The organism is Kutzneria buriramensis (genome assembly GCF_003387475.1).
Classification (GTDB): domain Bacteria; phylum Actinomycetota; class Actinomycetes; order Mycobacteriales; family Pseudonocardiaceae; genus Kutzneria; species Kutzneria buriramensis.
In genome coordinates this window covers 276,495-294,327 of record NZ_QUNO01000011.1, presented here as the reverse complement: position 1 = coordinate 294,327, position 17,833 = coordinate 276,495, and the positions used below count along the sequence as shown (strand labels likewise).

General features: G+C 71.8%; 19 protein-coding genes. 7 read left to right on the top strand and 12 right to left on the bottom strand.

What is annotated here, in order from left to right:
• Window positions 1-16 precede the first annotated feature (16 nt).
• On the top strand, window positions 17-1,291 hold the full coding sequence (locus BCF44_RS31210) for a magnesium transporter MgtE N-terminal domain-containing protein (protein WP_116177990.1): 1,275 nt from the start codon (window positions 17-19) through the stop codon (window positions 1,289-1,291).
• A complete protein-coding gene (locus BCF44_RS31205) occupies window positions 1,284-1,850 on the top strand; it encodes a DUF1003 domain-containing protein (protein WP_116177989.1) in 567 nt (188 codons plus the stop codon). The genes BCF44_RS31210 and BCF44_RS31205 overlap by 8 nt, the downstream gene beginning before the upstream one ends.
• Window positions 1,851-2,199: 349 nt before the next feature.
• Here the strand turns inward: BCF44_RS31205 and BCF44_RS31200 are convergent, their stop codons facing one another.
• Entirely contained in the window at window positions 2,200-3,339 is a 1,140-nt protein-coding gene (locus BCF44_RS31200) for an Mrp/NBP35 family ATP-binding protein (RefSeq protein WP_379799498.1), read from the bottom strand.
• Between the two features lie 107 nt (window positions 3,340-3,446).
• Here BCF44_RS31200 and BCF44_RS31195 point away from each other — a divergent pair, with 107 nt between their 5' ends.
• Entirely contained in the window at window positions 3,447-3,926 is a 480-nt protein-coding gene (locus BCF44_RS31195; protein ID WP_116177987.1) for a MarR family transcriptional regulator, read from the top strand.
• Between the two features lie 195 nt (window positions 3,927-4,121).
• Here the strand turns inward: BCF44_RS31195 and BCF44_RS31190 are convergent, their stop codons facing one another.
• From BCF44_RS31190 to sigE, 4 genes are read right to left on the bottom strand one after another with little or no spacing between them, the layout of a single operon-like run.
• Window positions 4,122-4,511 (bottom strand): sec-independent translocase, encoded by a 390-nt coding sequence (locus tag BCF44_RS31190; protein WP_116177986.1) that lies wholly within the window; start codon window positions 4,509-4,511, stop codon window positions 4,122-4,124.
• A 10-nt stretch (window positions 4,512-4,521) separates the two neighbouring features.
• Complete coding sequence (locus BCF44_RS31185) at window positions 4,522-6,069, bottom strand: S1C family serine protease (RefSeq protein WP_116177985.1); 1,548 nt, start codon at window positions 6,067-6,069, stop codon at window positions 4,522-4,524.
• A gap of 31 nt (window positions 6,070-6,100) precedes the next feature.
• Window positions 6,101-6,718: an anti-sigma factor family protein gene (locus BCF44_RS31180; RefSeq protein ID WP_116177984.1), complete on the bottom strand. Its 618-nt coding sequence runs from the start codon at window positions 6,716-6,718 to the stop codon at window positions 6,101-6,103.
• Window positions 6,715-7,317, bottom strand: coding sequence for an RNA polymerase sigma factor SigE (sigE, locus tag BCF44_RS31175; RefSeq protein WP_246015768.1), 603 nt, complete (start codon window positions 7,315-7,317; stop codon window positions 6,715-6,717). Before sigE ends, BCF44_RS31180 begins: the two co-directional genes overlap by 4 nt.
• Window positions 7,318-7,457: 140 nt before the next feature.
• On the opposite strand from sigE, the gene BCF44_RS31170 reads away from it, so the two are divergent.
• Window positions 7,458-8,126 (top strand): O-methyltransferase, encoded by a 669-nt coding sequence (locus BCF44_RS31170; RefSeq protein ID WP_116177983.1) that lies wholly within the window; start codon window positions 7,458-7,460, stop codon window positions 8,124-8,126.
• Between the two features lie 73 nt (window positions 8,127-8,199).
• Here the strand turns inward: BCF44_RS31170 and glgC are convergent, their stop codons facing one another.
• Complete coding sequence (gene glgC, locus BCF44_RS31165) at window positions 8,200-9,417, bottom strand: glucose-1-phosphate adenylyltransferase (RefSeq protein ID WP_116177982.1); 1,218 nt, start codon at window positions 9,415-9,417, stop codon at window positions 8,200-8,202.
• Between the two features lie 39 nt (window positions 9,418-9,456).
• On the opposite strand from glgC, the gene glgA reads away from it, so the two are divergent.
• The 3 genes from glgA to BCF44_RS31150 all read left to right on the top strand — a co-directional run bounded on the left by glgA (window position 9,457) and on the right by BCF44_RS31150 (window position 13,067).
• Window positions 9,457-10,608 (top strand): glycogen synthase, encoded by a 1,152-nt coding sequence (gene glgA / locus BCF44_RS31160; RefSeq protein ID WP_116177981.1) that lies wholly within the window; start codon window positions 9,457-9,459, stop codon window positions 10,606-10,608.
• An 87-nt stretch (window positions 10,609-10,695) separates the two neighbouring features.
• Window positions 10,696-12,177, top strand: coding sequence for a hypothetical protein (locus BCF44_RS31155; protein WP_147328702.1), 1,482 nt, complete (start codon window positions 10,696-10,698; stop codon window positions 12,175-12,177).
• Complete coding sequence (locus tag BCF44_RS31150) at window positions 12,174-13,067, top strand: LysR family transcriptional regulator (protein WP_116177979.1); 894 nt, start codon at window positions 12,174-12,176, stop codon at window positions 13,065-13,067. The genes BCF44_RS31155 and BCF44_RS31150 overlap by 4 nt, the downstream gene beginning before the upstream one ends.
• Here the strand turns inward: BCF44_RS31150 and BCF44_RS31145 are convergent.
• The 6 genes from BCF44_RS31145 to folP form a co-directional block, all read right to left on the bottom strand.
• Entirely contained in the window at window positions 13,058-14,494 is a 1,437-nt protein-coding gene (locus BCF44_RS31145; RefSeq protein WP_116177978.1) for a leucyl aminopeptidase family protein, read from the bottom strand. The genes BCF44_RS31150 and BCF44_RS31145 overlap by 10 nt on opposite strands.
• 81 nt (window positions 14,495-14,575) lie before the next feature.
• A complete protein-coding gene (locus BCF44_RS31140) occupies window positions 14,576-14,743 on the bottom strand; it encodes a DUF3117 domain-containing protein (protein WP_184861929.1) in 168 nt (55 codons plus the stop codon).
• Between the two features lie 221 nt (window positions 14,744-14,964).
• Window positions 14,965-15,516: a DNA-3-methyladenine glycosylase I gene (locus tag BCF44_RS31135; RefSeq protein ID WP_116177976.1), complete on the bottom strand. Its 552-nt coding sequence runs from the start codon at window positions 15,514-15,516 to the stop codon at window positions 14,965-14,967.
• A complete protein-coding gene (locus BCF44_RS31130; RefSeq protein ID WP_116177975.1) occupies window positions 15,513-15,827 on the bottom strand; it encodes a DivIVA domain-containing protein in 315 nt (104 codons plus the stop codon). The genes BCF44_RS31135 and BCF44_RS31130 overlap by 4 nt, the downstream gene beginning before the upstream one ends.
• Window positions 15,824-16,798, bottom strand: coding sequence for a glucosyl-3-phosphoglycerate synthase (locus BCF44_RS31125; protein WP_116177974.1), 975 nt, complete (start codon window positions 16,796-16,798; stop codon window positions 15,824-15,826). Before BCF44_RS31125 ends, BCF44_RS31130 begins: the two co-directional genes overlap by 4 nt.
• A complete protein-coding gene (gene folP, locus BCF44_RS31120; RefSeq protein WP_116178106.1) occupies window positions 16,798-17,676 on the bottom strand; it encodes a dihydropteroate synthase in 879 nt (292 codons plus the stop codon). Before folP ends, BCF44_RS31125 begins: the two co-directional genes overlap by 1 nt.
• Window positions 17,677-17,833 lie beyond the last annotated feature (157 nt).

Sequence of the window (17,833 nt, the reverse complement as noted above, 5' to 3'; positions counted from 1 at the left end):
ACGTTAGCCTTTGCGTGTGGCAGCCACAGACAGGATTTTTGTCGCCCAACTGGCCGGATTGCCGGTATTCGGCCCGGATGGTGAGGCGATCGGCAAGGTTCGCGACGTGGTGGCGAGCCTGCGGACGGACCGACAGCCGCCGCGGGTGCTCGGCATCGTGGTGGAGCTGGTCACCCGGCGGCGAATCTTCGTGCCGATGCTGCGGGTCGCCGGCATCGAGCCGCACGCCGTGGTGCTGTCCACCGGCTCGGTGAACATGCGGCACTTCCACCAGCGCCCCAACGAAGTGGTTGCCGTCGGGCAACTGCTGGACGCCCGGATCGGCGTCGAGAGCGGCGCGGTGAGCGCGGTCGTCGTCGACGTCGCGATGGAGCCGACCCGCACCCGCGACTGGGAGATGAGCCGGGTCGCCGTGCGTGAGCGAACCGGCCGGCTCGGTCGCCGCGGGCCCGTGCAGGTGCTGCGCTGGGAGGACGTGGTGGGGCTCGGGATGGCCGAGCTGTCCTCACAACCGCAGGGCGCGCAGCAGCTGCTGGCGCAGTTCGACACCATGCGCGCCGCCGACGTCGCCAACGCGCTGCGCGATCTGCCGGCCAAGCGCCGCTACGAGGTCGCCGACGCCCTGGACGACGAGCGCCTCGCCGACGTGATCGAGGAGCTGCCCGAGGACGACCAGAAGGACATGCTGGCCCACCTCGACGAGGAGCGCGCCGCCGACATCCTGGAGGCGATGAACCCCGACGACGCCGCCGACCTGCTGGCCGAGCTGCCCGAGCTGGACAAGAACCGGCTGCTGGAGCTGATGGAGCCGGAGGAGTCCGCGCCGGTCAAGCGGCTGCTGGAGTATTCGTTCGACACCGCCGGCGGTCTGATGACGCCCGAGCCGGTCGCGCTCACCCCGGACGCCACCATCGCCGAGGCGCTGGCCCGGGCCCGCAACCCCGAGCTGACGCCGGCCCTGTCCAGCATGGTGTTCGTCTGCCGGCCGCCGACCGCCACGCCCACCGGCCGCTACCTCGGCTGCGTCCACCTGCAACGGCTGCTACGGGAGCCGCCGTCGGATCTCGTGGCCGGCGCGCTGGACACCGACCTGCCCCGGCTGGGGCCGACCGCCTCGCTGATCGAGGTGACGAAGTACTTCGCGACCTACAACCTGGTGTGCGCGCCCGTGGTGGACGACGAGGACCACCTGCTCGGCGCCGTCACCGTTGACGACGTGCTGGACCATCTGCTGCCGGACGACTGGCGGGAGACCCTGCACCACGAGGAGGAGGGCGTCGCCAATGCCTGAGCTGACCTCACGACGGCGGCTCGACCAGCCCAGAGCGCCGCGCCGGTGGGCCATCGAGGTGGACCCCGAGGCGTTCGGCCGGTTCTCCGAACGGCTGGCCCGGTTCCTGGGCACCGGCAAGTTCCTGTTCTGGCAGACGCTCATCGTGGTCGTCTGGATCAGCCTCAACCTGTTCGCGGTGACCCTCCAGTGGGACCCGTACCCGTTCATCCTGCTCAACCTGGCCTTCTCCACCCAGGCCGCCTACGCGGCGCCGCTGATCCTCCTCGCGCAGAACCGCCAGGACGACCGGGACCGCATCTCGCTGGAGGAGGATCGGGCGCGGGCCGCCCAGACCAAGGCCGACACCGAGTTCATGGCCCGCGAGCTGGCCGCCCTGCGGCTGGCCGTCGGCGAGGTCGCCACCCGTGACTACCTGCGCAGCGAGCTCGACCGGCTGCGGGCGGAGCTCGCCGGGTCCAAGAAGCGGTCGCGCAAGGCATCCAGCCCGTCCGCGGAGCAGATCCGCGACGATCCGCGCTGGGACGACGACGAGGAACCCGTCCGCAACAAGAGTTGATCTTCGATAGGAGCAGCCTCCCCCAAGAGTCCTACGCAGCCAGCCAAGCACAGGGGTCTGACAGTTCGCGGTGACGGCGGTCCGACAGGGACTCGCCCGACCCGAAATGTCAGACCCGAGTGGTTGGATTGATTCGGGGGCTGCTCAATTCGCCCTGGTCCAGCGGCCGGCGGGGGGCAACCCGTCCAGCAGCCGACGGGGCACCCTGTCCGGAGACCGGCGGGTCAAACCTGTCCAGGAGCCCGCAGGGCAACCCGTCCGGACACCCGCCGGTTCACACCCGTCCGGGAGGCCCGCGGGGCACCCTGTCCGGGAGCCGGCGGGGCGACCTCCGACGCCGGCGGGTCGCCTAGCGGCGGCCTGCGGGGCTGACCGACAGCAGGCGGCCGGCGAGGCCGCGGGACTTGACGGTGAGCTTGCCGGCCACCTCGGTCAGCACCTTGGACGCCGGGGCCTCGGGGTCGGCGAGCACCAGGGGCGTGCCGGCGTCGCCGCACTCGCGCAGCCGCTGGTCCAGCGGCACCTGGCCAAGCAGCGGCACCTCGGAGCCGATGGCCTTGGTCAGCGAGTCGGCGACGATCTTGCCGCCGCCGGAGCCGAAGAGCTCCATCCGGCTGCCGTCGGGCATGTCCATCCACGACATGTTCTCGACGACGCCGGCCACGCGCTGCCGGGTCTGCATGGCGATCGCCCCGGCCCGCTCGGCGACCTCGGCGGCGGCCTGCTGCGGCGTGGTGACCACGAGGATCTCGGCGTTGGGGATCAGCTGCGCCACCGAGATGGCGATGTCGCCGGTGCCGGGCGGCAGGTCCAGCAGCAGCACGTCCAGGTCGCCCCAGAAGACGTCGGCCAGGAACTGCTGGAGCGCCCGGTGCAGCATCGGCCCGCGCCACACGACCGGGGCGTTGTTCTGCACGAACATGCCGATCGAGATGACCTTCACGCCGTTGGCCTGCGGCGGCATGATCATCTTCTCGACCTGGGTGGGCCGGCCGTCGGCGCCGAGCATGCGCGGGATGGAGTGGCCGTAGATGTCGGCGTCGACGATGCCCACGGACAGCCCGCGCGCGGCCATCGCGGCGGCCAGGTTGACCGTCATGCTCGACTTGCCGACCCCACCCTTGCCCGACGCGACGCAGTACACCCTGGTCAGCGAGCCGGGCTGGGCGAACGGGATGACCGGCTCGGCCGCGTCGCCGCGCAGCGACTTGCGCAGCTCGGACCGCTGCTCGTCGCTCATCACGTCCAACTCGACGCGCACGCCGGTGACGCCGTCGACCTTGCTCACCGCGGCCGTCACGTCCGCGGTGATCTTGTCGCGGAGCGGGCAGCCGGCCACGGTCAGGTAGACGGCGACGGTCACCGCGCCGTCCGCGCCGATGGTGACGTCCTTCACCATGCCAAGCTCGGTGATCGGGCGGCGGATTTCCGGATCCTGGACGCCGCCCAGGGCGGCCCGCACGGCGTCGGCACTCGGGAGTGAAGTCACGAGACCCATGCTACGAGCCGTTGTTACCGACCGGTCAGCGGGAGTTCGCCGAATCACGATAGGGGCACTGCGCGATCATCTGGACGCGTTCCGTAACATGGTGGGTCGTGCTGGACACAGGTAGGACCCGACTTCCCACCCGGACCGAGTTAGCCGTGTGGCGGTCATTCCTGCGGGCACACGCCCGCATCGTCCGACATCTGGAGACCGAGCTCGTCGCCGAGCAGAGCCTGTCGCTGGCGTCCTACGACGTCCTGGTGCAGCTCGCGGAGGCGCCGGGCCGGCGGATGCGGATGACGGAGCTGGCCGACGCCGTGCTGCTGTCCCGCTCCGGCGTGACGCGGCTGGTCGACCGGCTGGAGCGCACCGGGCTGGTGAGCCGCGAGCGGGCCGACGGCGACGGCCGCGGCGTCGTTGCCGTGCTCACCCAGACGGGACTTGATCGGTTACGCAGCGCGTCCGGCACTCACCTGGCCGGCGTCGTGCGGCATTTCGTCGACGCGCTGGGCGAGGCCGAGATCGCCGTCTTCGGGCGCACCTGCGAGCAGCTGGCCTCGGCCTCGCCGCCGCTGCCCGAGGCCCCCTGAGCGACGCCGTTTCCCCAGGCCGGGCGCCCGCCACCCGGCTCCGGCATCGCTCCCGGGTCCCCGCCCGGACCAGCCGATGTCTTCGACGCAATCGTTCGCACCGGCACCCTCGGACATGCAGGGAAGGACGCCTTACGTGCATTCAGCGAGGGTAAGGCGTCCTTCCCTGCATCAAGACGGATCCCGCCGGCGGGATCAGGTGGCGTCGGGGTCGAACGGGGGGCGCTCCCCCGGCGACAGCGGACGCTGCTCCTCGCGCTGGTTGGTCGGCGGGGTGGTGGCGGCCGGGAAGCCGTTGGGCTTGTAGCCGGTGTCCTCGGGGAAGTCGTCCAGCAGGTGCCGGGTGATGGCCCGCTTGGGGTTGAACTCCCGCAGCTGCCGCAGGTCTTCCAGTGGTTTGCGCAGCTCGTCGAACTCCGGCCCCAGTTCGGAACGCAGCTGTTCCCGGGCGCCGTTGGCGTAGTCCCGCACCTGCCGCACGCCCTTGGCCAGCCAGGCGGCAGCGCCCGGCAGTCGCTCGGGCCCGAGGATGAACAGGCCGGCGACGATCAGGACGAGGAACTCACCCCAGCTGATTCCGAACACGTCTCCCAGCCTAATCGGACTGCGTGGTGACCTGTAGCACCATCTGCCTGCCTTGCCTGACGACCGTCACGGGCACGGTGTCGCCGATGTTGCGTTCGATCACCGCCACGCTCAGCTCGTCGGCGGTGCGGATGACCCGGTCGCCGAACTTGGTGATCACGTCGCCCTCGGCGACGCCGGCCTTGTCCGCCGCCCCGCCCTGCTTGACGTTCTGGACCTGGGCGCCGTCGGTGGACACCGCGGACACCGACCGGGCGTTGAGCCCGATGTCGGCGTGCTTGACCTGGCCGTCGCGGATCAGGCCCTCGGCGACGCGCTTGGCGAAGTCGATCGGGATGGCGAAGCCGATGCCGATGGAGCCGCTGTCGTTGGGCGACAGGATGGCGCTGTTGATGCCGACCAGGGCCCCGGTGTCGTCGAGCAGCGCGCCGCCGGAGTTGCCGTGGTTGATGGCGGCGTCGGTCTGGATGGCGTCGTAGGTGACGGGCGGGTCGCCGCCCTCGCCGTTGGCCTGCAACGGCCGGTTGAGCGCGCTGACGATGCCGCTGGTGACGCTGCTGGACAGGCCCAGCGGCGAGCCGATGGCGATCACCTGGTCGCCGACGGCCAGCGAGCCGGACTTGCCGAGCTGGATGACGGTCGGGTTGGTCACCGACACCTTGACCACGGCCAGGTCGGTCTTCGGGTCCCGGCCGACGATCTTGCCATCGGTCTTGGTGCCGTCGGCGAACACGACCCGCAGCGTGGCCGACGGGTCGGACGCCGCCGCGGACACCACGTGGTTGTTGGTCAGGATGTAGCCGCCGCTGTCGATCATGACGCCGGAGCCGAGCCCGCCGCCGCTGCCGACCTGCACCTCGATCTGCACCACGGCGGCCTGGGCGCGCTTGACGATGTCGGCGATCGAGCCGGCGGCGCGCTCCTTGCCGGGGTCGACCTGGCTCAGCGTCACCGAGCTGGTCAGCGGGTTGCCGGACTGCGCGATGGCCCAGCCCGCTATGCCGCCGCCGACGCCGATCAGCAGCGCGACGCCGGCCAGCGCGCCCAACGCGGTGGGCTTGACCCGGCGGCCGAAGATCAGCTCGGGCACGGACAGCATGGGGCCGCTCTGGGTGGCGGGCTTGGCCTTCTCCTCGCCGGGCTCCTCGGTCGTGGCCGCGGGCGGCCCGAGGATCGCGCCGGCGGCCGGGTCGCGCCACGGGTCGCGGTCGGCGGAGTCCTGCCAGAACACGGGCTCGACCTCGGGCTCCGACCCGTACGGGAGCGAGCCGGGCGCGCGCTGCAAGACGACGTCGCCGGCGCTGTCGGGGCGGCCGAAGGCCATGCTCAACGCCTCGGGCGGCGGCGGGGCGAGCGCGATGGAACCGTTGGCGGGCTGGGTCGCACGGGGTGCGAACGCGCTGTCCACGCCTTGGGGCCGGCCGAACTCGGCGGTCAGCTCCGGGTCGACCGCGGGGCGGTCGAGCGGCCGGGGACCGATGCGGCGGCCCTGACCGTCGTCAACGCCCGAGACCGGCGTGACCGGCGGCTGCTCGGGGCTGGGCTGCTGCTCGTTCATCAACCGCCAGCCTGCCGCAGCAGCGGTGAATTCACCGTGTGGGCAGCTGGGCCACGGTGGTGTGGGTGGTGGACGTCGGCTGCACCTGGGCGACCGGGCGCGCGTCCATCGGCGGCGTCGAGTTGTCGCCGGACGGCGGGGTGTCGCCGTGCATGGTCACGATGGCGAGAGCGCCGAGCACCAGCCCGGACACGACCACGCCGGCGCCCTGCTTGGTCCGGCGGGACACGCGGTTGCCGAGCACGTTGGGGCCGCTGCCGAGCGGCGCCGACGAGCCGAAGGCGGGCGCGCTACCGAAAGGGCGGAGCTTCTCGGTGGCCTTGCCGGGACGCAGCACGGTGACGAGCTGGCCGTCCTCGGTGACCGCGAGGTTGTCGGGGCCGCTGGGCAGCTCCACGTCCTGCGGGATGTTCATCAGCGAGGCGAGCAGGCCGGCGGGCGCGCACGGCGCCGGGGCGGCCTTCATCATGGACCGGGCCTGCCGCTGGGTGGCGGCCTCGGCGGCGCAGAAGGGGCAGCGGGCCAGGTGCGCGGCGGCACGGTCGTGGGCGGTCGCCGACAGCTCACCGTCGACGAAGGCCACCACCGCGTCGGGCAGCAGATGCTGTTCCGGCAGGCTCGGCAGACTCCACCCGCGCAGCTCGGTCATCCAACGTCCTTCCGTGCGAGCTCGGCGCGGCGCTCCAGGCTCGCGCGCAGGGCCTGGCGGCCGCGGTGGATCCGACTGCGGACGGTGCCCAGCTTCACGCCGAGCGTGGCGCCGATTTCATCGTAGGACAGGCCTTCGACGTCACAAAGGACGACGGCGGCGCGGAACTCCGGGGGCAGCTCGTCCAGCGCGGCCTGGAGATCCGGGTCCAGGTGGGTGTCGGAGTAGACCTGCTCGGGGCTCGGGTCGTCGCCCACGATGCGGTCGGTGTCCTCGGGCAGGCCCTCCATGCGCAGCCGCGAGCGGCGGCGGGCCATGTCCAGGAACAGGTTCGTGGTGATGCGGTGCAGCCAGCCCTCGAACGTGCCCGGCTTGTACGAGGCGAGCGACCGGAACACCCGGATGAAGGTCTCCTGGGTCAGGTCCTCGGCGTCGTGCTGGTTGCCGGACAGGCGGTAGGCGAGCCGGTAGACACGGTCGGCGTGCTCGCGCACGACCTCGTCCCACGATGGCGGTGTCCAGGCGGCCTCCGTCGGGGCGATGGCGACGGGGGCGGCGGCGACCGGCTCAGTGGCCGGGTCGGTCGTCTGAGTGCGCATCGGTGGTTTCGGCACCTCCAGCGGGCGGCTGCCCTTCGTCGGGGACAACGTGGCGGACGTCCCCGTTGTTCCCCGCCACTGTGACGGGCTCGCTTATAACGATCGTGAGAAGCGGCTGAGAGCAGTCTGAGAAAGCACCGATGCGGGTTGTTCACCCGCAAACGCGCCGGTCACCGCTAACCTCGCACCTTGTGACGCTCCGGGAGTACGTGGACGGCTACCCCGCCGAGGACGAGGTCATCTCGGCCGCACGGGCCCGGGGGACCGAGCTGGGCTGTGTGCCGATCGGCGTCACCGGCGGCGCGGCGCTGCGCTTCCTGGCCGCGTCCCTGCAGGCCAGGGCCGTGGTGGAGATCGGCACCGGGGCCGGCGTGAGCGGCCTGTGGCTGCTCGGCGGCATGGCCCGGGACGGGGTGCTGACCTCGATCGACGTGGAGCCGGAGCACCAGCGGGTGGCCCGACAGGCCTTCGCCGACGCCCGGATCGGGCCCAGCCGGACCCGGTTGATCATGGGCCAGGCGCTGGACGTGCTGCCCCGGCTCACCGACGGCGGCTACGACCTGGTGTTCGTGGACGCCGCCAAGCAGGAGTACCCGCGGTACCTGGAGCACGGGGTGCGGATGCTGCGGCCCGGCGGCGTGATCGCGTTCGACAACGTGTTCTGGAAGGGCAAGGTGGCCGATCCCGCGGAGCGGGACGCCGAGACGCAGGCCATCCGGGAGACCAACCGGGCCGTGCGCGAGGACGACCGGCTGGTGTCGATCATGCTCCCCGTCGGTGACGGCCTGCTGGTCGCGGCCAAGCGCTGACACCGGGCTTTTTTCACATGCGCTTCCTACTTGTCGTCAGGCGACAAGTAGGAAGCGCATGTGGCGGAAAAGCTCACTCGGCGCGGGCGCCCTTGCCGAGAACTACCACGCCGCTCGCGCTGACCGTGTAGTGCTCGAGGTCGTGCCCGCGGTCCACGCCGATCATCGCCCCGTCGGCGACGACGACGTTCTTGTCCAGGATGGCCCGCCGCACCACCGCGCCCTTGCCCACGCGCACGCCCGGCAGCAGCACGCTGCCCTCGACGGTCGCGCCGGACTCCACCACCACGTCGGAGCTGACGACCGACTCCCGCACCGAGGCGCCGGAGATGATCGAACCCGGGCCGACGATCGACTCCTGCGCCATGCCGGCGTTGACGAACTTGGCCGGCGGCAGCGGCGGGGTCGCGGTCCGGATGGGCCACGCCTGGTTGTAGAGGTTGAACACGGGGTGCACGGACACCAGGTCCATGTGGGCGTCGTAGTAGGCGTCCAGGGTCCCGACGTCCCGCCAGTAGCCGCGGTCCCGCTCGGTCGCCCCGGGCACGACGTTGTCGTCGAAGTCGTAGACGTACGCACTGCCGGCGTCGACCAGCATGGGGATGATGTTGCCGCCCATGTCGTGGTCGGAGTCCGGGTCGGCGGCGTCGGTGCGCAGGGCGTCCAGCAGCGCCTCGGTGGTGAAGACGTAGTTGCCCATGGACGCGAAGGTGACGTCCGGGTCGTCGGGCACGTGCGGCGGGTCGGCCGGCTTCTCCAGGAACCGGGTGATGCGGCCCTCGGCGTTGGAGTCGATGCAGCCGAACGCCTTGGCCTCGGCGCGCGGCACCCGGATGCCGGCGACGGTGACCCCGCAGCCGGACTCGATGTGCTGCTCGACCATCTGCCCGGGGTCCATCCGGTACACGTGGTCGGCGCCGAAGACCACGATGTAGTCCGGCTTCTCGTCGTGCACCAGGTTCAGCGACTGGAAGATCGCGTCGGCACTGCCGGTGTACCAGCGCGGCCCGAGCCGCTGCTGCGCCGGCACCGGGGTGATGTACTGCCCGAGCACGCTGGACAGCCGCCACGTGGTGGAGATGTGCCGGTCCAGCGAGTGCGATTTGTACTGCGTCAGCACGCACAGCTTGCTCATGCCGGCGTTGACCAGGTTGGACAGCACGAAGTCGATCAGACGGTAGTTGCCGCCGAACGGCACTGCGGGTTTGGCTCGGTCCGCCGTCAGGGGCCACAACCGCTTGCCCTCGCCGCCGGCCAGCACGATTCCCAGAACGTGGGGCTGCCCCTTCACGATCAGTGACCCTATCCGCCGGGCACTAGGTTGTCAGCTGTGCGGATCGGATTACTGACACGCGAGTACCCGCCCGAGGTGTACGGCGGGGCAGGCGTTCACGTCGGATTCCTCGTGCCCCGGTTGCGCGAGCTGGTCGACGTGGACGTGCACTGTTTCGGTGGCGAGCGGCCCGACGCGGTCGCGCACCAGCCGGCGCCGAACCTGCGGGGCGCCAACCCGGCCCTGTCCACGCTGTCGGTGGATCTGGAGATCACCGCCGCGGTCGAGGGCGTCGACCTCGTGCATTCACATACGTGGTACGCGAATTTCGCCGGCCACCTGGCGAAGATCCTGCACGGGGTGCCGCACGTGATCACGGCGCACTCGCTGGAGCCGCGGCGGCCCTGGAAGGCCGAGCAGCTCGGCGGCGGCTACCGGCTGTCGTCGTGGGTGGAACGCACCGCGTACGACGCAGCGGACGCGATCATCGCGGTCAGTGACGGCATGCGCGCCGACGTCCTGGACTGCTACCCGGCGCTGGATCCGGCCCGCGTGCACGTGGTCCGCAACGGCATCGACACCTCGCTGTACGAGCGCGTGTCCGGCACGGACGCGTTGGAGCGGCACGGCATCGACCCGTCCAAGCCGATCGTGGCGTTCGTCGGGCGGATCACGCGGCAGAAGGGCGTCGGGCACCTGGTGGCGGCGGCGCACCGGATCTCCGAGGACGCGCAGCTGGTGCTGTGCGCGGGCGCGCCGGACACGCCGGAGATCGCCGCCGAAACCGAGGCGGCGGTGGCGGAGCTGGCCAAGGCGCGGCCGGGCGTGTTCTGGATCCAGGAGATGCTGCCGACCGAGGAGGTCAAGCAGGTCCTCAGCCACGCGACGGTGTTCGTGTGCCCGTCGGTGTACGAGCCGCTGGGCATCGTGAACCTGGAGGCGATGGCCTGCGGCACCGCGGTGGTCGCCTCCGACGTCGGCGGCATTCCCGAGGTGGTGGCCGACGGCGAGACCGGGCTGCTGGTGCACTACGACGAGAACGACGTCGAGACGTACCGCGACGAGTTGGCGGCGGCGATCTCCCGGTTGCTGGCCGACCCGGCCCGGGCCGCGGCGATGGGCGCGGCCGGTCGGGATCGGGCGGTGCGGGAGTTCTCCTGGTCGGGCGTGGCCGCCCAGACCGTCGAGGTATACCGCAGTGTGAGCTAGATCACTTCAAATCCAGTCATGCAACCCTCGGCCCGCGCCAGCCACCTTTACCGATAGAGCGATCTTGTTCGAGCTATCGGAGGACCGGTGTCACCCACCGTGCACGGGCCTGGGGGCCGTGCCGTGCGCCTGCTGTCGGCGGCCGCGCTGGTACTCGGCGCGGCCGCCTGTTCGACCTCGCACGCCAGCAGCGGCTCCACCCCGCCCACCCTGACCGTCGAAGGCAAGCAGATCCTCGATCCGGCCGGGTTGCAGGCCGCCGGGGAGCGTGAGCTGGCCTCCGCGGTCAGCTTCGGCTACGTGTCGGCGTCCGGCGCCGGGAAGCCGCAGTGCTGGTTCGCCCGGGTCGGCACGGACGGCCAGGTCGACGGCCGGCTGTGGTGCGGCCCGGTCCAGGTGCCGGGCAGCCCGCCGGCCAACGCGTGGGTGCCGATCCCGATGATCAAGACCGGCGAGAACGCCAGCCAGATCCAGCTCTCGGTGCAGGATCCGCAGGTGCCGCAGCCGGGCAACCGCAGCACGCCCGTCGGTGACGAACTGCTGCGGGCCGACGGCTCCACGACCGACCCGAAGGCGACGGTCAACCGCACCGCACGGGCCAACTTCGTCGCCGTGCTCACCGACACCGAGCACAAGTCGAACGTCGACCTCGGCCTCACCGAGAAGGTGGCCGTACGCGTGCACGACGACCTGCTCGCGGTGAACGCCACCGGCTACGGCCGTCCGGCCACCTTCCCGATCGGCGGCGGCGCCACGCTCGTCCCGGACAAGGGCGTGCAGCTGCGGGTGCTGCGCCTCCACGTGGAGCGCCCGGGCAAGACCGATCCCGCGTTCGCGGCGCAGCAGTGGTCGGGCTTCGCGCCGCAGCAGTCGACGTTGTCGCTGGTCATCGACGGTCGAACGACTGTGCTGTCCCCCGACCGGCTGCCGGACTCCGGCGACGTCTTCGTCATCTACACCGTCCCGGACAAGGCCGGTCCGGAGTCGCTGGTGCTGAGCAGCGTCGGGGCGAAGTCGCTGGACCAGCGCCTGGAGGTGCCCGGCGGCCAGCGGGCCACCCCGCCGCCGGACGCGCTGCTGACGCCGAGCGGCGTGAGCAAGGCACCGGCGAACGCGTCCCAGCCGATCACCGTGCGGACCGCCGTGCCGTACGGCGGCCTGCCGGCCGGTGATCACGCCGCGCAGCTGACCGTCACCGGCGTGCGGCTGGGCTGGCAGCGCCCGATCAAGCTGGACAGCGGCGACTACCAGCTCGTCACCGAGAGCGCCGCCGGCAAGTCCCTGCTGGAGGTGGCGATCAAGACCTCCGGGCAGCTGCCGGCGATCATGGCCGGTCAGGTGACCAAGAACTCGTTCACGCTGACGCTGCCCGACGGAGGCAAAGCCCCGCTGGTCGGCGTCCGCTACGACGGCGACCTGCTGCCGGCCGCGCTGGTGTTCGAGGTGCCGGCGGCGGTGAAGTCGGTCAAGATCGGGGTGAACACGGGTCCGGTGCAGGTGACCGCCCTCGGCCGGGTGGACATCACCGCCGGCGCCGCGCCGATCGACCTGCCCCTGGACTTCGGATGACGCACGAGCAGCTGGCCGCCGGGCTCGCGCCGAGGCTCGCGCTGCTGCGGGCCCTGGCCGCCGAGCAGCACGTGACGCGGGCCGCCGACCGGCTCGGCGTGCCGCAGCCGACCGTCAGCCGATGGCTGGCGGCGTTGAGCGCCGAACTGGGCACGCCGGTGATCGTCCGCAACGGCCGTGGCGTGCGGCTGACCAAGGCCGGGCAGATCCTGGCCGAGGCCGCCGAGCAGGCGCTGGGCGTGTTGGAAGCGGGCTGCCGGCGGGCCATCGGCGAGGCCGATCCGGAACGCGGGCAGGTCGTGCTGGCGTTTCTGCACACCATGGGCGGGGTGCGGGTGCCCGAGCTGCTGCGTGCGTTTCGCACATCGCATCCGCAGGTGCGGTTCGCGCTGAAGCAGGCCGCGCACGAGGAGATGCTGGCCAGGGTCCGGGCCGGCGACGTCGACCTCGCGCTGACCGCGCCGCTGCCCGTGGACGAGCCCGACCTGGAGTGCCTGCCGCTGTACGAGCAGCCGCTGCTGCTGACCGTGCCGACCGGGCATGCCCTGGCCGGACGCCGTCGGATCCGGCTGGAGGAGATCGCCGACGAGCAGTTCGTCGGCATGAAGGCCGGCTACGGCCTGCGCCGCATCACCGACGACCTGTGCGAGCGGGCGGGCTTCCTGCCGGTGCTGGCCTTCGAGGGCGAGGAGGTCGACACCGTGCGCGGGCTCGTCGCCGCCGGTCTGGGCGTGGCGCTGCTGCCGCAGTCCGACACGGCGTTGAACGGCGTCGTCGAGCTGGGGCTGACGCCGACCGCCAGCCGCACCATCGGCCTGGTGTGGGCGGCCGGCGTGCCGCTGCCCCCGGCCGCCGAGCTGTTCCGAGCCTTCGTCGCCGATCAGAGGTAGTTCTGGGCGAACCTCACCAGCGTCCGCGCCGCGAAGCCGGTCGCGCCGGGCACGATCTCGTCGTACGTGCTCTCGGCACGGGCGGGGCCGGCGATGTCGAGGTGGATCCACGGCCGGCCGCCGGTGAACTCCCGCAGGAACATCGCGGCGGCGATGGCGCCGGGGCCGCCGGGGGCCTGCTTGACGTCGGCGACCTCGCTGCGCACGGCCTCGGCGACGTCCTCCAGCAGCGGCATCCGCCAGTGCGCCTCGCCGACCTGCTCGCCGGCCTCGACCACCCGGGCGGCGAGCTCGTCGGTGGTCGCGAACAGACCGCCGGTCCGCACGCCGAGCGAGACCTTCATCGCGCCGGTCAGGGTGGCGACGTCGACCAGCACGTCCGGGGAATGCTTGCGCACGGCCCAGGTCATGGCGTCGGCCAGCACCATGCGGCCCTCGGCGTCGGTGTTGCCGACCTCGGTGGTCTTGCCGCCGTAGTGCCGGACGATGTCGCCGGGCCGGTAGGCCGAACCGGACACGTGGTTCTCGGCGCACGGCACGAGACCAGTGACACGAAGGGGCAGTTTCAGTGCGCCGATCGCCAGTACGGCCGCAATCACTGCGGCGCCGCCGGCCATGTCCGTGCGCATGAGGTGCATGCCGGCGGCCGGCTTGATGGAAATGCCGCCGGTGTCGAAGGTGATGCCCTTGCCCACGAACACCAGATGCGGCGCCTTCGACGATCCGCGCGGACGCCACGTCAACTCGACGAACCGCGGCGGGCGGGCGGAACCGCCGCCGACCGCGAGCACGCCGCCGAAGCCCTGCTCGGCCAGCCACTTCTCGTCACGCACCTCGGCGCTCAGCCCGGTCACGCCGGCGGCCAGCCGGGCGGCGGTGCCGGCGAGCCAGGCCGGATCCTTCACGTTGGACGGGGTGTTGGCGAGGTCCCGCGTCAACGCGGTGGCGGTGGCGAGGGTCACGGCCTCGGCGACGGCAACGGCCACATCGGCCGACGTGACGAGCAGCACGGATTTGGTGCGCGCGGCCGGCGTGTCGCCGGTGACCTTGAACTTGTAGCCGCCCAGCGCGAGGCCCAGCGAGAACGCGGCGGCCTGCTCGGCGGTCACGTTCTCGGGCAGCAGCACCTGGTAGCGGCCGACCTCACGCTCGTCCACCGCCCGGACCAGCGCGCCGCCGGCGGACCGCCAGTCCTTCGCGGCGCCCTCGCCGACGCCGACGACCCAGTGCCGCCCCAGTTGGCGCACCTCGCCGGTCTTGCCGGTGGGCTCGAACGCGGCCAGCGCGTCCGCGTCGAGACGGTCACGCCCCGGCCCGTAGGCGGGGCCGTCGGCGACCACCACGACGGCAGGGAGGCTGCGGTTCGGGGTGGCGGCCACCTCGATCACGGGCAGCGGAGTGGGCACGGCGGGCGCCGTCGAACGCAAGGGAACCTCCAGCAGGGGAACGAATTCTGCCCCGGCTCCACGTGGGAAACCGGGGCTGGGGGAACACGGGGAGCGGCAGCGTCAGTTCACGACGCCCTTGAGGGCATCGCCCAGTTCGCTCGCCTCCTCCGCCGACATCTCGACGACGAGGCGCCCACCACCTTCGAGGGGCACCCGCATCACGATGCCGCGCCCCTCCTTGGTGACCTCAAGGGGACCGTCGCCGGTCCTGGGCTTCATGGCCGCCATAGCGTGCTCCCTCCATCTGTCCAGCTAGGCCCGACCGCCTCCCAGCCTGTCGGGTCTGGTCCATTCTCCCCCATCCACGATCGGGCGTGAAACCGAACCGATCTTTTCACCGCCGGCCGCCCACACGCCCACCAGGACCATCTTGGCAAGTCAGCGGCCCTGCCGCCGATCGGCACGCCGGTCGGCGGCCGCGGCGGTCACACCCGGTCCGTTATGGACGGTCAGCGGCGGGCCCGCCAGCAGGTGGCGACGTGATCGTCGACCATGCCGGTCGCCTGCATGAGCGCATAGCACGTGGTCGGGCCCACGAACACGAATCCGAGCTTGCGCAACGCCTTGGCCATCGCGGTCGACTCGGGCGTGACCGCCGGGACGTCGGCGATGGTGCGCGGGCGGCGGCGGCGGCCGGTCGGCGCGAACGACCAGAGCAGGTCGTCCAGCGGTTGGTCCAGGCCGAGCACGGTGTTGGCGTTGCGGACCGCGGCGGCGATCTTCTGCCGGTTGCGCACGATGCCCGGGTCGGCCATCAGCCGCTCGACGTCCGCCTCGCCGAACGCGGCGACCTTCTGCACGTCGAAGCGCTCGAACGCGGCGCGGAACGCCTCGCGTTTGCGCAGGATGGTGATCCAGGACAGGCCGGACTGGAAGCCCTCGAGGGTGAGCCGCTCGAACATCTCGGACTCGCCGCGCAGTTCGACGCCCCACTCCTCGTCGTGGTAGCGCTGGTAGTCCTCTGTGGAGTCACCCCACGCGCAGCGGACCACTTCGGTCACCGCGCGCCCTCCTCCACGGACTGCTGCTGTTCCTCCAGCTCGGCCACCCGGGCACGCAGCTCGGTCACCTCGCGGCCCAGCCGGTCCAGCGCCCAGTCGACCTCGGACATCTTGTAGCCGCGGAACACCTGCTGGAACCGCAGGTCCTGGATGTCCTGCTCGGTGACCTCGTCGGCGGGCAGCCGCGTCGGCGACGCGCCCGGCGGCAGCGGGGCCAGCTCCTCGCCGCGGCCGAAGACCAGCGACGCGGCCAGGAACACCACGCCCGCCACCACGGCCATCACGACGAGGTAGAGAAGTACGGTGGTCACGGCATCGATCGTGGCACGTCCGGGGCCACCCGTGCACGTGGGTCGTCCGAAACCCGCCCGCCGGCGCCGCGGACGATCTTCATCGGCGGCCGGTCGGCGGTCGACACGGTGGTCGGATTCGGCAGCCATTCGCCGTCTACCTGCACGAACTGCGTCAGCACGGTGGCCTCGCCCACGTCCGTACCACATCGGGCCAGTGCCGTGCCGAGGATCTGGCTGGCCATCGCGCCGAGTTGCAGCAGGGACCGGTTCCGGTGCTTGCGCACACCCAGATTGACCTGTGCGAGGCCGTCCAGGCCGTATGCCGCGTACGTGTCGAGCAGCAGCCCGATCTCCACGCCGTAGCCGGCCGCGAACGGCACCGACTCGAGAAGTTCGCGCGTCGCGGCGTATTCGCCGCCGAGCGGTTGCACCACGCCGGACAATTCCGGCCGCAGCGCGGCGAGCACCGGCCGGGCCAGCAGCTCGGTGACGCGGCCGCCGCCGGTGCTCTCCAACCGCAGCGGCCGCCGGTAGAAGCCCTTCACCAGCTGCACGCCCGGAGCTGTCAACAACGGGCCCACCAGCGCCGGCACGAAGCCCGGATCCGGGTCCACGAGGTCGGAGTCGAGGAACACCACCAGCTCGCCGGTGGTCGCGGCGAGCGACCGCCAGAGCACTTCTCCCTTGCCGGGCAACGGTTCCAGCTCGGGCAGGACGTCGGTGCGCAGCACCACCCGCGCGCCGGCGGCCCGCGCTGCCTCGACCGTTCGGTCGGTGGACCCGGAGTCGATCACCACCAGCTCGTCGACCAGCGAGCCCAGCAGCGGGCGAACCGCGGCCACCACGCCGCCGACCGTCTCCTGTTCGTCGAGCGCCGGCAGCACCACGCTCACGGTGCGATCACCCTTGGCGCGCACCAGTTCCGCCGCGGTCCACGCGGGTTCCTGCCAGGTGCGGTCGCGGAACCACCGCTCGGTCGTGGGCAGCATCAGGCCAGTGCCCGCAACACCGTCGACGGCGGTCGGGTGCCGGCGATGCTGGCCACCATCTCCAGCACCCGCCGGGTCTGCTGCACCTGGTGTGCCCGGAACACGCGTGCGCCGCCCCACGCCGCGACGGCGGTCGCCGCGAGCGTGCCGTCGACCCGTTCCTCCAGGCCCACGCCGAGGGTCTCGCCGACGAAGTCCTTGTTGGACAACGCCATCAGCACCGGCCAGCCGGTGCCGACGAGCTCGTCCACGCGGCGCAGCAGCTCCAACCCGTGCCAGGTGTTCTTGCCGAAGTCGTGGGTGGGGTCGATGAGGATGCCATCGGCCGGCACGCCCAGCGCCACCATGCGCTCGGCCGCGCCGACGAGTTCGTCCACCACCGCCGCGACGACGTCGTGGTAACGCGGGCGGAACGGGTCGGTGCGCGGCGGCAGCCCGCCGGTGTGCGAGCAGACGATGCCGACCTGATGCTCGGCGGCGACCTCGGCCAGCCGCGGGTCCGCGCCGGCCCAGGTGTCGTTGATCAGGTCCGCGCCCTCGCGGCAGACCTGCGCGGCGACCTCGTGCCGCCAGGTGTCCACGCTGATCACGACGTCCGGGTGGCGTTCACGGACCCTCGCGACGAAGGGCACCACCCGCCGCGCCTCCTCGGCCGCGTCCACGGTCTCGCCCTGCGCGCCGGCGCGCACACCGCCGATGTCCACGATGTCGGCCCCGTCAGCGACGGCCGCGTCCACGGCGGCCATGGCGGCGTCCTCGGCGAAGGTGGCGCCGCGGTCGTAGAAGGAGTCCCGGGTGCGGTTGACGATCGCCATCACCAGGGCGCGGTCCGTTCCGGCCTGCCTGGTCCCGAATCGCAGCGGTCGCACGCCGGCCATCGTGCCACGACGCGCGGCCGGCACCTGTTCGGAGTAATGTCCATCACGGTTGCCGACACAAATATTTCGCGCCGGCCGCGGGCCGACCCTCCTGTATGCCACAGGCGTCGAAGAGCGGGCAAATCAGCGCGGGACGATCATTGTCCCCCGGCCGGGT

What these genes read in the sequence shown, in the direction of transcription:
- BCF44_RS31205 (WP_116177989.1), top strand. Translation starts at nt 1,284, where the DNA reads ATGCCTGAGCTGACCTCACGACGGCGGCTCGACCAGCCCAGAGCGCCG.
- BCF44_RS31185 (WP_116177985.1), bottom strand. Translation starts at nt 6,069, where the DNA reads ATGAACGAGCAGCAGCCCAGCCCCGAGCAGCCGCCGGTCACGCCGGTC.
- BCF44_RS31180 (WP_116177984.1), bottom strand. Translation starts at nt 6,718, where the DNA reads ATGACCGAGCTGCGCGGGTGGAGTCTGCCGAGCCTGCCGGAACAGCAT.
- sigE (WP_246015768.1), bottom strand. Translation starts at nt 7,317, where the DNA reads ATGCGCACTCAGACGACCGACCCGGCCACTGAGCCGGTCGCCGCCGCC.
- BCF44_RS31170 (WP_116177983.1), top strand. Translation starts at nt 7,458, where the DNA reads ATGCGGGTTGTTCACCCGCAAACGCGCCGGTCACCGCTAACCTCGCAC.
- BCF44_RS31150 (WP_116177979.1), top strand. Translation starts at nt 12,174, where the DNA reads ATGACGCACGAGCAGCTGGCCGCCGGGCTCGCGCCGAGGCTCGCGCTG.
- BCF44_RS31140 (WP_184861929.1), bottom strand. Translation starts at nt 14,743, where the DNA reads ATGGCGGCCATGAAGCCCAGGACCGGCGACGGTCCCCTTGAGGTCACC.
- BCF44_RS31125 (WP_116177974.1), bottom strand. Translation starts at nt 16,798, where the DNA reads ATGCTGCCCACGACCGAGCGGTGGTTCCGCGACCGCACCTGGCAGGAA.
- folP (WP_116178106.1), bottom strand. Translation starts at nt 17,676, where the DNA reads ATGGCCGGCGTGCGACCGCTGCGATTCGGGACCAGGCAGGCCGGAACG.